Origin of the sequence: Polaribacter sp. Z022 (assembly GCF_023555495.1) — a bacterium.
Classification (GTDB): Bacteria; Bacteroidota; Bacteroidia; order Flavobacteriales; family Flavobacteriaceae; genus Polaribacter.
Genome location: NZ_JALCZO010000002.1, coordinates 590,561 through 603,958, shown reverse-complemented (window position 1 = coordinate 603,958; position 13,398 = coordinate 590,561). Strand labels below are relative to the sequence as shown.

General features: G+C 27.8%; 16 protein-coding genes. 9 read left to right on the top strand and 7 right to left on the bottom strand.

Going from position 1 to position 13,398, the window contains the following annotated elements; translation table 11 throughout:
- Positions 1-172 precede the first annotated feature (172 nt).
- The 7 genes from MPF13_RS06455 to MPF13_RS06425 form a co-directional block, all read right to left on the bottom strand.
- Positions 173-928: a LytR/AlgR family response regulator transcription factor gene (locus MPF13_RS06455; RefSeq protein ID WP_249981609.1), complete on the bottom strand. Its 756-nt coding sequence runs from the start codon at positions 926-928 to the stop codon at positions 173-175.
- Between the two features lie 62 nt (positions 929-990).
- Positions 991-1,329, bottom strand: a complete 339-nt coding sequence (locus MPF13_RS06450; RefSeq protein WP_249981530.1) for a 2TM domain-containing protein — start codon at positions 1,327-1,329, stop codon at positions 991-993.
- Position 1,330: 1 nt separating this feature from the next.
- The gene (locus MPF13_RS06445; RefSeq protein WP_249981529.1) at positions 1,331-1,630 is read right to left on the bottom strand and encodes a 2TM domain-containing protein; all 300 of its coding nucleotides are present in this window, start codon (positions 1,628-1,630) and stop codon (positions 1,331-1,333) included.
- Entirely contained in the window at positions 1,631-1,927 is a 297-nt protein-coding gene (locus tag MPF13_RS06440; protein ID WP_249981528.1) for a 2TM domain-containing protein, read from the bottom strand.
- Between the two features lie 2 nt (positions 1,928-1,929).
- Positions 1,930-2,253 carry a 2TM domain-containing protein gene (locus tag MPF13_RS06435; RefSeq protein ID WP_249981527.1) on the bottom strand — a complete coding sequence of 108 codons (324 nt, stop codon included), beginning with the start codon at positions 2,251-2,253 and terminating at the stop codon, positions 1,930-1,932.
- The gene (locus tag MPF13_RS06430) at positions 2,253-3,614 is read right to left on the bottom strand and encodes a 2TM domain-containing protein (RefSeq protein WP_249981526.1); all 1,362 of its coding nucleotides are present in this window, start codon (positions 3,612-3,614) and stop codon (positions 2,253-2,255) included. Before MPF13_RS06430 ends, MPF13_RS06435 begins: the two co-directional genes overlap by 1 nt.
- A 38-nt stretch (positions 3,615-3,652) precedes the next feature.
- Positions 3,653-4,066, bottom strand: a complete 414-nt coding sequence (locus MPF13_RS06425; protein WP_249981525.1) for a DUF2141 domain-containing protein — start codon at positions 4,064-4,066, stop codon at positions 3,653-3,655.
- A gap of 611 nt (positions 4,067-4,677) precedes the next feature.
- Here MPF13_RS06425 and MPF13_RS06420 point away from each other — a divergent pair.
- From MPF13_RS06420 to argB, 9 genes are all read left to right on the top strand, one after another.
- On the top strand, positions 4,678-5,295 hold the full coding sequence (locus tag MPF13_RS06420; RefSeq protein ID WP_249981524.1) for a GNAT family N-acetyltransferase: 618 nt from the start codon (positions 4,678-4,680) through the stop codon (positions 5,293-5,295).
- Positions 5,296-5,299: 4 nt separating this feature from the next.
- The gene (locus MPF13_RS06415; RefSeq protein ID WP_249981523.1) at positions 5,300-6,475 is read left to right on the top strand and encodes an argininosuccinate synthase; all 1,176 of its coding nucleotides are present in this window, start codon (positions 5,300-5,302) and stop codon (positions 6,473-6,475) included.
- 70 nt (positions 6,476-6,545) lie between these two features.
- On the top strand, positions 6,546-7,529 hold the full coding sequence (gene argC / locus MPF13_RS06410; RefSeq protein WP_249981522.1) for an N-acetyl-gamma-glutamyl-phosphate reductase: 984 nt from the start codon (positions 6,546-6,548) through the stop codon (positions 7,527-7,529).
- Positions 7,530-7,677: 148 nt separating this feature from the next.
- Positions 7,678-8,469, top strand: a complete 792-nt coding sequence (proC, locus tag MPF13_RS06405; RefSeq protein WP_249981521.1) for a pyrroline-5-carboxylate reductase — start codon at positions 7,678-7,680, stop codon at positions 8,467-8,469.
- A 4-nt stretch (positions 8,470-8,473) separates the two neighbouring features.
- Positions 8,474-9,604 carry an aspartate aminotransferase family protein gene (locus MPF13_RS06400; protein WP_249981520.1) on the top strand — a complete coding sequence of 377 codons (1,131 nt, stop codon included), beginning with the start codon at positions 8,474-8,476 and terminating at the stop codon, positions 9,602-9,604.
- A gap of 19 nt (positions 9,605-9,623) precedes the next feature.
- The gene (locus tag MPF13_RS06395) at positions 9,624-10,817 is read left to right on the top strand and encodes a glutamate-5-semialdehyde dehydrogenase (protein WP_249981519.1); all 1,194 of its coding nucleotides are present in this window, start codon (positions 9,624-9,626) and stop codon (positions 10,815-10,817) included.
- Position 10,818: 1 nt separating this feature from the next.
- On the top strand, positions 10,819-11,583 hold the full coding sequence (gene proB / locus MPF13_RS06390; protein ID WP_249981518.1) for a glutamate 5-kinase: 765 nt from the start codon (positions 10,819-10,821) through the stop codon (positions 11,581-11,583).
- A 6-nt stretch (positions 11,584-11,589) separates the two neighbouring features.
- Positions 11,590-12,528, top strand: a complete 939-nt coding sequence (locus MPF13_RS06385; RefSeq protein WP_249981516.1) for an N-acetylornithine carbamoyltransferase — start codon at positions 11,590-11,592, stop codon at positions 12,526-12,528.
- Between the two features lie 89 nt (positions 12,529-12,617).
- The gene (gene argB / locus MPF13_RS06380; protein WP_249981513.1) at positions 12,618-13,397 is read left to right on the top strand and encodes an acetylglutamate kinase; all 780 of its coding nucleotides are present in this window, start codon (positions 12,618-12,620) and stop codon (positions 13,395-13,397) included.
- Position 13,398 lies beyond the last annotated feature (1 nt).

Here is a 13,398-nt window from a genome sequence, read left to right as displayed (position 1 = left end):
TTTGTTGATTTTGTTAGAAAATTGTTTTTACAAGTAAGTTTGGAAACTTGTTCTCGTAAATCATCGAGTTTTAATTCGTTATTTATGAAGTTAGTGAAGTTATCAGAAAATAAGTTAAAAACAAACTTAATTATCATTTTATAAAAAATGATAAATACAAAAACTAACTGCGTTAGTCAATCCAGTTTTTAAAGTCTTTTACACGTTCTCTACTTACAATTATTTCTGAATCATTATATGAGTTTAAGATCAGTTTTAAACGAGAATTAGAATAGGCTATTATATCTTTTATAGCGTTTATATGTACTATAAATGTTCTGTTTACTCTAAAAAATTGTTCTGGATCTAATTGTTCTTGCCAGTTTTCTAAAGAATGATCTAATAAATAATTTCTGTTTTCTATTGTGTGTATGTATGTAGATTTATTTTCGCTGTAAAAACACTCTACTTCATCTATTGGAATAATTTTAATATGCTGACCAACTTTTATAGTTAATCTCTTTTTAAATTTTCTATCAACTGGATTTACCAACAACTTTCTAATGTCTTCTATATTTACTTGAACATCTGCTTGTTTTGGTTGGTTTTCTTTAAATTTATCTACAGCAACTCTTAATTCATCTTCATCTAAAGGTTTTAGTAAATAATCTATACTATTTAATTTAAATGCTTTTAAAGCATATTCATCATAAGCAGTTGTAAAAATGATGGCAGATTTTACTTCAATTTCTTCAAAAATTTCAAAAGACAAACCATCTGAAAGTTGAATATCTAAAAAAATTAAATCTGGATGTTCATTATTTTGTAACCAGTTTAAAGATTCTTCTACAGAATGCAACATTTGCTGAACTTCTATTTTTAGTTCTGCTAACATTCTATTAAGCCTCCTTGCAGCAGGCTTTTCATCTTCAATAATTAATACATTCATCATATTACTAAATTAGTTTTTTTTTAAATTTTTCTTTTTCTTGATTCATTAAAAGCTAAAAACTATAGTCTTTTACTCATCTTTTTTTCTTCTTCTTCCATCAATTCTTTAATCTTTCTTTCTTCCCAATCATTTCCAAATCCTATAGATTTAAAACCAAAAACACCTAACCAATGAAAAAACATTCCTATTCCCCAGAAAACCCAAGTAGAATATACTCCAAAATTAGAAAAAGTATCTACAAATTGATAACCACTTTCGGTTAATCCCCAAATAATAATTCCGCTAATAAAAATATTTACAACAACGTAAACTATTAAATGAACATAAAATCCTTTAATGGCTTTTACCCTTTTTTTTGCTCTTAAAAAACTATCTTCTTGTATAAATTTATTATCCATTTTAAATTTCTTTTTTTAAATGTTCTTCCATTATTTCTTTAATCTTATTTTCTTCCCAATCTTTTGTAAAACCTAAACCTTTAAGTCCAAAAACGGATATACCATGAAAAAAAATTGCCAATCCCCATCCAAAAACAGAAAACCAAAAATAATGAAAACCAGGTACAAACATTAAGTTTGTTAATATGATAATAGGTAAAGAAAAGAATATAATTACTAAATGAATATAAAACCCTTTAATATCTTTTACCTTCTTTTTTGCTTTAATATATGCTTGTTCTTTTTTAAAGTTATAATCCATTTAATGATTTCTGTTTTGTTCTTCCATATATTTTTTAATCTTTTTCTCTTCCCAATCTTTTCCTATTCCTAATAACTTAAAACCAAAAACTGATAACCAATGAATAAGAAGACCAGAACCCCAACCATAAACAGAAAACCAAAACCAATGAAAATGAGGTTCAAATGTTAAGTTTGCATAAATAATTATAGGAATTATAATACAGTATATTGTTAAATGTACATAGAAACCTTTTATGTCTTTTACTCTTTTTTCTGCTCTTAAAAAAAGCTGCTTTTTTGTAAATTTTGTTTCCATAATTATCTTTTTCTACTTTGTTCTTCCATGTATTTTTTAATCTTTTTCTCTTCCCAATCTTTGTTAAAAAACAATTTAACTCCAAAAGTATTTAAGGCTTGAAAAACGATTCCTATTCCCCAATACAACCAAATTTTATAATTATGATAGTTTGTAAAAGCTTCTGTAAAAGTATCTCCATCATTCATATCTCCTACTATAAAAATAGCCGATAAAAATATATTTACAACAACATAGGTAGCTAAGTGTTTATAAAACTTACTTATTTTTTCTACTCTTTTACGAGCTAAAACATATTTCTGTTCTTGTGTAAATTCTCTTTCCATTATCTATAGTTTCTTTGTTTATTTTCACTATCCATCAATTCTTTAATCTTTTTATCTTCCCAGTTTTTACCTAAGAAAATATTGTAATTATTTACTTCTAAGAAATGAAATACTAATCCTAATCCCCATCCAAAAACAGGAAACCAAAACCAATAAAATTGTGGTGAAAATCTTAAGTTTATAAATATTAAAAAAGGAATTACTAAACAGTATGAAGCTAAATTTTGATAAAATTCTTTTAATTTTTCAACTCTTTCTACTGCTTTTACATAGTTACTATTTTCTAAATCTTCTGAATACATAATATTGTTCATTTTATATAAGAGAGGCAAGCTCACCTTAAATGTTTTGTTGTTATTTTCTATTTTCACTCCTTTTTGAGTGATTAATCCATACCTATCAGCAATATTTTGCAAACCAACTTTGGTACTTTTTCCTATTGCTTCTTTAGGATTGATATTGTTTTCTATAATTAAATAATTGTTTTCTTCATAAATAGATATTTCTAAAGGCTTAGAAGAAGAAACCACATTGTGTTTTACAGCATTTTCTAATAATAACTGTAAAGAAAGGGGTACAATTTTTAATTCATTATTACTTATAGTTGTTGGTATATTAAACTTTACAGCGTCTTCAAATCGCATTTCTAAAAGTTGCATATACGTTTTTGCAAAATTTAATTCTTCTTCTATTGGTACTAAATCTTTATTTCTTTGTTCTAAAACATATCTATATACCTTAGAAAGCTTAGTTGTAAATTTTTCTGCCTGATATGGGTTTTCGCCAATTAAACTTGTTAATACATTTAAACTATTAAATAAAAAATGTGGATCTAATTGATTTTTTAAAGATTCAAACTTTGCTGTTTCTGTTTTAGCTACAATTTCTTGTTTTGTAGTTTCTTTGGTCATGGCAGATTTCCAATTAATCATAAAACCTCTGGCATGTAAAAAAGTAGAAATCCCTAAAGAAAGTACTATATAAAATAAGTGAACCCACATAAAGTCTCCTTTAAAAAAGTTATCTCCACTATTATTATTTATTACTACAAAAACAATATAATCTATAAATAAAACTACAGGTACTGTATACAAAACTGTTCCTATAATTCCTGCCCAAACTCTTTCATTAGTTTGTGTAATCCAATCCCATTTTAAAGACAAGTAATTATTTATAAATCCGTTACCAAAACCAATACCAAAAGAATACATTCCAGATATTAAAAAGGTCCAAAAAAATCCTTCTAATGATGTTTGACCAAATATGAAACCGAAAACTACACCAAAAATGATCGTAATTTTTAAGCAAAGAATTGCTCCTTTTTTAACACTTCTAATTGTAAATACTTCTCGGTTTTCCATTATTATCTAATTAAATTCTAAATTTGATGACTAATTTACTAAAATCTGATTTCTAAAGATACATTTTTATCAAGAACAGTAAACTTTGCATCTTCAAATTGTGGTGGTCCAAAAGACATATTATTATTTGAAGCTCCATAATCTTCTAAAGGCATTCTATTTGAAGAAAAATCCATTTTACCATTATTATTTTTATCATGGTAACAAGTAATTGCATATACTCCTTGTGGTACGTTTTCAAAAACTACTGTTGTTTTTCCGTCTTTAATTTTGCCTTCTTTACCTTGTATTGGTTTCATCATAAAATTATCTTTATTATACAATGCAAAACCTACTTTTCCAGAATCTGAAGATACATTTACTACAGTTGCTGTAATTGTTTTGTTTTGTGCTAGAATTGAATTTGAAATAAATAACATTGTTGCTGCTAAAAGTCCTACTATAAGTTTCATAATATTTTGTTTTAATGGTTAATTATGATACAAATATGCAACTGAAGTCTAGTTTTTTAAATAAAAGAATACCGAACTGTAATTTTTTTGTACTGAATTGTAACTTTTAATCAAAACAAACATCTTTTATGCAAAAAACTTAGATTTTTTATCAATTTTAAATTATTAAAAAACGATTATTTAAGATTTATATTGATTTATTTTCAACTCAAATTCAAAATCTGTTTAAAATTCATAAAACTTTCAAAAAAGCGTTCCACTTTTAGTAATACGTTTAAAAAAATATATACTTTAGCAGTATGATTACTTCAAGAAATAAATTATGTACTACAATAGTTCCCAGCTTGCGCTTACGCAACCGACGTCGCTAATACTCTTTTTTAGCAACATTTCTATTTATTACAGTAATTAACAATTTATTTTTTTATCGTGAATTTTTCTATCAAAACTTACTTATTTTCTACAGTTATTTTAACAAATAACAAAAATAATGTACGACGCAATTTTACTATTCGCCCTTAGGGTGTTTATTATATTTAAGAATTTAGGTGAGTCCAATTCTACAGTCAAACAAAACAAACAACAATTTTATAAAATAAAAACACAATGCAATGGAAATTGTAATTGCTAATAAATCACATACTACTTACGCAGAAATTATTTGCAAAACTATAGAAGATGCTGCACAAGTAAGAGGTACTGGTATTGCAAAAAGAAAGCCTGAATATATTGCCACTAAAATGGAAAATGGTAATGCTGTTATTGCTTTAGACAATGGCAAATTTGCAGGATTTTGCTATATAGAAAAATGGGGACATGGAAAATTTGTTGCCAATTCTGGATTAATTGTTCATCCTGATTATAGAGGTGTAGGTTTAGCTAAAAAAATTAAACTTATCATTTTTGAACATTCAAGAAAAAAATATCCAGATGCAAAAGTATTTAGTATAACTACAGGCTTACCTGTAATGAAACTGAATAGTGATTTAGGTTATAAACCCGTAACTTTTTCAGAATTAACAGACGACCAAAGTTTTTGGGATGGCTGCCAAACATGTAAAAACTACGATGTTCTAACAAGAACTAACAGAAAAATGTGCTTATGTACTGGAATGTTGTTTGATCCTAAAAATAAAAGTGAAGAAGAAACAACGAAAGTAAAAGAAAACGTTTTTAAAAGATTAAAAAGAATGAAACAAAATTTGTTTCTAAAAAAGAATAAAAAATAATATCATGAAAAAATTAGTAATAGCGTATAGTGGAGGATTAGATACTTCTTATTGTGCAGTAAGTTTATCAAAAGAATATGAAGTACATGCTGTAAGTGTAAATACAGGTGGATTTACAAAAGAAGAAATTAATCATATAGAAAGTAACGCTTACAAAATGGGTGTTGCTACATATAAAAATATTGATGCAATTGCTACTTTTTACAATAAAGTAGTAAAGTATTTAATTTTTGGTAATGTATTAAAAAATGCTACCTATCCTCTATCTGTTAGTGCAGAAAGAATTATACAAGCAATAGAAATTGTAGAATATGCTAAATCTATTGGTGCAGAATATATTGCTCATGGTAGTACAGGTGCAGGAAATGACCAGGTAAGATTTGATATGATTTTTCAAACTTTAGCTCCAGGTATTAATATTATAACTCCTATTAGAGATCAAAAGTTAACAAGACAAGAAGAAATAGATTATTTAAAATCTGAAGGAATTGATATGCCTTGGGAAAAATCTAAATACTCAGTAAACAAAGGTCTTTGGGGTACAAGTGTTGGTGGTGTAGAAACTTTAGAATCTGAAAAACCATTACCAAGTGAAGCCTACCCTTCTCAATTAGAAAAAGAAGGTGAAGAAAAAGTAACTTTAACTTTTAACAAAGGAGAGTTTGTTGCTTTAAATGGTCAAGAAAATGCTCCTGAAGTTAATATTGAAAACTTAAACAACATTGCTTCTGCTTATGCAATTGGTAGAGATATTCATGTTGGAGATACTATTGTTGGTACAAAAGGAAGAGTTGGTTTTGAAGCTGCTGCTGCTTTGATTACTGTAAAAGCGCATCATTTATTAGAAAAACACAACCTTACTAAATGGCAATTACAACACAAAGAATATTTATCTAGTTTCTATGGAATGCATTTACACGAAGGTCAATATTTAGACCCAGTAATGAGAGATACTGAAGCTTTTTTACAAAGCTCACAAGAAAAAGTAACAGGAAATGTTGTAGTTACCCTAAAACCATATCACTTTTCTTTAGATGGTATTGTATCTGACCACGATTTAATGTCTAGTGCTTTTAGTACTTATGGAGAAGAAAACAAAGCTTGGTCTGCAGATGATGCTAAAGGTTTTATTAAAATTTTAGGGAATCAAAATAAAATATATCAACAAGTAAATAAATAAGTTAAATTGTGAAACTGTTAAATTTTATAGCAAATTTTTACACAATTAAACTTTTAAACAATTTTGAAGTATGAAAAAATTACAAGTAGGAATTATAGGTGGAGCTGGTTATACTGCTGGAGAATTGATAAGATTATTATTAAATCATCCTAAAACAAATATTAATTTTGTGTACAGTACTTCTAATGCTGGAAATAAATTATATAAAGTGCATCAAGATTTAATTGGATCTACAGAAATTAGTTTTTCTAGTGATATAAATACTGATGTTGATGTTTTATTTTTATGTTTAGGACATGGAAATTCTACAGCTTTTTTACAGAACAATTCGTTTTCAGAAAACACTAAAATTATAGATTTAAGTAACGATTTTAGATTAATCGCTGATAAAAATTTTGAAGGAAAAGAGTTTGTTTATGGTTTACCAGAATTAAATAAAGAAGCAATTATTTCTGCAAAAAACATTGCAAATCCTGGTTGTTTTGCTACAGCTTTACAATTAGCTATTTTACCATTAGCTGCAAACGGATTGTTAAAAGATGATATTCATATAAACGCAGTAACTGGTGCAACTGGTGCAGGAACATCTCTTTCTGCAACAACGCATTTTACTTGGAGAGACAACAATTTTTCTCATTACAAAGCTTTTAATCATCAGCATTTAGGAGAAATAAATCAGACTGTAAATCAATTACAAAATGATTTTAATTCTGAAATTAATTTTATGCCCAATAGAGGTGATTTTTCTAGAGGAATTTTTGCAACAACCTATACAAAGTTTGATGGAACTTTAGAAGAAGCTAAAAAAATATATAAAGAATTTTATAAAGATGCTGCTTTTACAATTGTTTCTGATGAAAGTATTTTTATGAAACAAGTTGTAAATACAAATAAGTGTTTGGTTCAATTAGAAAAACACGGAAATAAATTATTAATAACAAGTACAATAGATAACCTTTTAAAAGGTGCTTCTGGAGCAGCTATTCAGAATTTAAATTTAATGTACGGTTTTGAAGAAACATTAGGGTTAAATTTAAAAGCGAATTATTTTTAACAGTTACCAACTGCGTTAGCGATTGAAATGACATCCTTTTTTGAGAAACGAAAAAAAGATATAATGTAAAGCGCGACCCTTGTGGTAACGCCAACTAAAAAACTCAACAACAAACAACACAACTAATAACAAATAACAACTAGCAATTATGAAAGTAGCAATTATTGGAGCAGGAAGTTTAGGGCAATCTATAGCTAAAGGTATGCTTAAAAATCATATAGCAAGTACTTTGTATTTAACAAAACGAAATACAGATTCTCTTAATGATTTTAATGCTTATGAAGAAGTAATTATAACATCTAATAATGTAAAAGCAGTAAGAAATTCTGACATATTAATTTTTGCTGTTCAACCAAGACATTTAAAAAACATTTTAGATGAGCTACAATATAAATTTAAAAAAGGACAAATTATTATTTCTGTAATTACTGGTTTTTCATTAGCTAAAATTGAAAACATAATTGGTAGCAAACATAATATTATTAGAGCAATGCCTAATACAGCAGCATCTGTAGGGCAATCTATGACTTGTATTTCTGCTAATGAAAAAGGAAAAGAAAAAATAGAATTAGCCAAAACAATTTTTAATAGTATGGGGCTTTCTATGGTAATTCCTGAAGAGCAATTACAAGCTGCAACTGTAATTTGTGCTAGCGGAATTGCTTTTTGGATGCGTTTAATAAGAGCAACAACACAAGGTGCAATTCAATTAGGTTTTGAAGCTCATGAAGCGCATGAACTAGCAATGCAAACGTGTTTTGGAGCTGCTACCCTTTTAAAAGATTCTGGTAATCATCCTGAAGCAGAAATAGATAGAGTAACAACTCCTGGTGGTTGTACTATAGAAGGTTTAAACGAAATGGAACATCAAGGTTTAAGTTCTTCTTTAATAAAAGGAATTAACGTATCTTTTAATAAAATTAACCAAATAAAAAATTAATGCTATGCCACTATTTAATGTTTACCCCCTGTATGATGTTACACCTGTAAAAGCAAAAGGAGTTTATGTTTATGACGAAAATAAAACAGAATATTTAGATTTATATGGAGGTCATGCTGTAATTTCTATTGGTCATGCACACCCTAAATATGTTGAAGCTATTTCTCATCAAGTTAAAAAGTTAGGTTTTTATTCTAATGCAATTCAAAATCCTTTACAGCAAAAACTTGCAGATAAATTAGAAGCGCTTTCTAGTTGTAAAGATTACGAACTATTTTTATGTAATTCTGGTGCAGAAGCTAATGAAAATGCGTTAAAACTGGCATCGTTTAAAACTGGTAAAAAAAGAATAATTGCCTTTAAAAATGGATTTCATGGTAGAACGTCTGCTGCTGTAGCTGCTACAGATAATAAAAATATTATAGCTCCTATAAATGCTCAGCAAGAAGTAACTATTATAGATTTAAATGATATTGATAGTGTAAAAGCGGAATTAGAAAAAGGTGATGTTTGTGCTGTAATACTAGAGTTTATACAAGGTGTAGGTGGTTTAGACGAAGCTACTAAAGATTTTTACGAACAAGTAGATGTTCTTTGTAAAGCAAACAATACGTATTTAATTGCAGACGAAGTTCAATCTGGTTATGGTAGATCTGGTAAGTTTTTTGCTTTTCAACATTATAATGTAACTCCAGAAATTATTTCTATTGCTAAAGGAATGGGTAATGGTTTTCCAATTGGTGCTATATTAATTCACCCAAGTATAGAAGCTAAATTTGGAATGTTAGGTACTACATTTGGTGGAAATCATTTAGCATGTGCTGCAGGATTATCTGTTTTAGATGTTATTGAAGAACAAAATTTAATAGATAATGTAAATGAAATGTCTTGCTACTTCATTAAAATAGCAAAAACAATTCCTCAAATAAAAAACATTAAAGGAAGAGGCTTAATGTTAGGTTTAGAGTTTGATTTTGAAGTTGGAGATTTACGTAAAAAACTAATTTACAATTATAACATATTTACAGGAGGAGCTATGAATAAAAAACTGTTAAGAATTTTACCTCCATTAACAGTAAGAAGAGATCATATTAATCAATTTTTTGAAGCTTTAGTTGATGCTTTAGATAATTAGAAAAATAAGAAGTAAATAAATGAATACCTTATTAAATATAGAAACTAGAAATGCTGTTTTATTAACAATGGCAACACTTTTAGAAGATGAAAGAGAAGCTATTATTAATATTAATAAAAAAGATTTAGAAGCTTATACAGGTGATGATATTTCAATGTTTGATCGTTTAAAAGTAAATGATGCAAAGGTTAATGAAATGATTGCTGCTGCTACACATTTAGCATCTCAAGAAGATCCTGTTGGTGTAGAACGTTTTAGTTTTAAACATGATAATGGTATGCAAGTATATAATAAAACTGCTTCATTTGGTACTGTTTTAATTATTTATGAATCTAGACCAGATGTTACTGTAGAAGCTGCTGGTATTGCCTTTAAATCTGGAAATAAAATTCTTTTAAAAGGTGGTAAAGAATCTTTACAATCTAATTTAAAAATTGTTGAGCTTTGGCATAAAGCTTTAAAACAACACAATACATCTACAGATTGGGTAGAATATTTACAATTTAACAGAACAGAAACACAAGCATTTTTAGAAAAACCAACACAAAGAGTAGATTTAATTGTACCAAGAGGTGGTGAACGTTTAATTGCTTTTGTAAAGCAACATGCAACTTGCCCTGTTATTATTAGTGGTCGTGGAAACAACTTTGTTTATGTTTCTAAAGAAGCAGATTTAGATATTGCTATTGATATAATTTTAAACGGAAAATCAAAAATATCTGCTTGTAATGCTGTTGATAAAGTTTTAATCGATAAAAACTTATCTAATAAAGAAGATTTCATCAACAAACTAATAACTAAATTAAACGAAGTAAAAATTCAGGTTTTAGGTGATGAATTAGTTGCTAAAAATCATCAAATAGAACAAATTTCATCAAACGAAGTTTGGTATGAAGAGTTTTTAGATTATAAAATTGTAATTGGAGAAATTGCTTCTAATGAAGACGCTATTTCTAAGATTAACAAATATGCTGGAGGTCATTCTGCAGCAATTATCACAAAAAATGATGCAGAAGCAAAATTATTTATGGAAAATGTAGATTCTGCTGCAGTTTATCATAATGCTTCTACACGTTTTACAGATGGTGGTCAGTTAGGTTTAGGTGGAGAATTGGCAATTAGTACAGATAAATTACACCAACGTGGACCAATAGGTTTACAACATTTAGTTACTAATAAATGGTATGTTCATGGAAATGGACAAATAAGATAATATGCAAAAGAAGAAACGAATTTTATTAAAAGTAGGTTCTAATACACTTACAAAAGAAACCAATAATATCTCTAGAGGTAAAATTGAAGATATTGCAAATCAAATTGCAAAACTTAAAGATACTTGCGAGTTTATTATTGTAAGTTCTGGAGCTATTGCTGTTGCTAAACAATTTGTAAAATTAGAAAGTAAACAAGAAGATGTATTCGTAAAACAAGCATTGGCATCTATTGGTCAGCCACATTTAATTAGAATTTATCAAGAAATATTTAGAGAATATGGTTTGCTTAGTTCTCAGTGCCTTCTCTCCTATTCAGATTTTGAAAAGTTAGAAAGCAAAACAAATATTGTAAATACAATAAATGTATTGGTTAATAATAACTACATACCAATTATCAACGAAAATGATACAGTTGCCACTGATGAAATTAAATTTGGAGATAATGATAAATTAGCTGCTTTAACTGCTAGTTTATTAGATGTAGATTTATTAATAATTGCAACAAATACAAATGGTATTTATACCAAAGAATCTTTTAAAAATGATACACCAATAACCATTAAAGAAGTTATTAATTTTGAAGATTTAAGAAAAGAAGTTGTTAGTTCTAAATCATCACATGGTAGTGGTGGTATGGAATCTAAAATAGAAGCTGCTTCATTAGCAAAAGGAGCAAATATAGAAACATGGATCGTAAACGGATTGGAAGATAATTTTATAACCAATGCATTTGAAGATAAGATTCCGTTTACAAAAATCAAATAATACAAAATGAAGAATTACACATCCATAAATGAAATTGAAAATATAAATTCTTGGATAGAAGAAGCCAAAGAAATTAAAGAAAATCCTTTAAAAAACAAGGATTTAGGAAAAAACAAAACTTTAGGTTTGTTATTTTTTAATTCTAGTTTACGTACACGTTTAAGTACACAAAAAGCAGCTTTAAATTTAGGCATGGATCCAATAGTAATGAATGTTTCTGGTGATGCTTGGGGAATAGAATTTGGAGATGGAACTGTAATGAATGGCAATACTGCAGAACATATTAAAGAAGCTGCAGCAGTTGTTTCTCAATATTGTGATATTATTGCAGTAAGAGCATTTCCTAGTTTAACTGATAAGGAAAAAGACGAATCTGAACAAGTTTTAAATTCATTTAAACAATTTGCTTCAGTACCAATTGTAAATATGGAAAGTGCTACTGGTCATCCTTTACAAGGATTAACTGATGCCATCACAATTTCTGAATATAGTACAAAAAAGAAACCTAAAGTAGTTTTAAGTTGGGCTCCACATGTTAAAGCTTTACCTCATGCTGTAGGAAATAGTTTTGTACAAGCAATGCAAAAAATGGATGTAGAATTTGTAATTGCAAATCCAGAAGGATATGATTTAAACCCAGAAATTACTAAAGACACTCCTATTTACCACAATCAAGAAGAAGCTTTTAAAGATGCAGATTTTGTGTATACTAAAAACTGGAGTTCATATGAAACATATGGTAAAATTTTAGAAGTTGATGAAAATTGGACAATCACAAAAGATAAAATTGGTAATGCAAAATTTATGCATTGTTTACCTGTAAGAAGAAATGTAGTTGTAGAAGATGCTGTTTTAGATTCAGACAATTCTATTGTTATTCAACAAGCAAATAATAGAACTTTTGCAGCTCAATTAGTATTAAAAAAAATATTAGAAGAATTATAAAATTGTCAGTTCGAAAGGAATGATAATGAAGTTGAGAAATCGTTTTAATTTAGATTTCTCCTCAAAGTCGAAATGACAAAAGAAATAAAATGAAAGAAAAACTATCAATCATAAAAATTGGAGGAAACATTATAGAAGATGAATCTTCTTTAAATGATTTTCTAAAATTATTTTCTAACCTAGAAGGAAAGAAGATTTTAGTTCATGGAGGAGGAAAACGTGCTACTCATATAGCATCAAAATTAGGTATAGAGTCTAAAATGATAAATGGTAGACGAATTACTGATACAGAAACTCTAGAAGTAATTACAATGGTTTATGGAGGTTTAGTAAACAAAAATGTAGTTGCCAAACTACAAGCTTTAGGAACTGATGCAATTGGTTTAACAGGTGCAGATATTAATAGCATTCAATCTGATAAAAGACCTGTTAAAGAAATTGACTATGGTTTTGTAGGCGATGTTAAAAAAATTGCATCTAATTCTATTGATAAATTAATTAAAGCAGATTTTACACCTGTTTTCTGTGCAATTACACATGATGGAAATGGACAATTACTAAACACAAATGCAGATACAATTACAAGTACGATTGCTGTGGGAATGAGTGAAATTTATGAAACATCAATTTACTATTGTTTTGAGTTGAATGGTGTTTTAAAAGATTTTAATGATAAAAATTCTGTTATAAAAAACATTAATTCTAAAGATTATAAAGCTTTATTATCAGAAGGAATTATTGTTGATGGAATGATTCCTAAATTAGACAATTGTTTTGATGCCCTAAACAATGGAGTTTATAAAGTTCACATTGGTAACACATCAATGTTAACAAAAGAAAACGATAATTTTACAACAATTACATTATAAA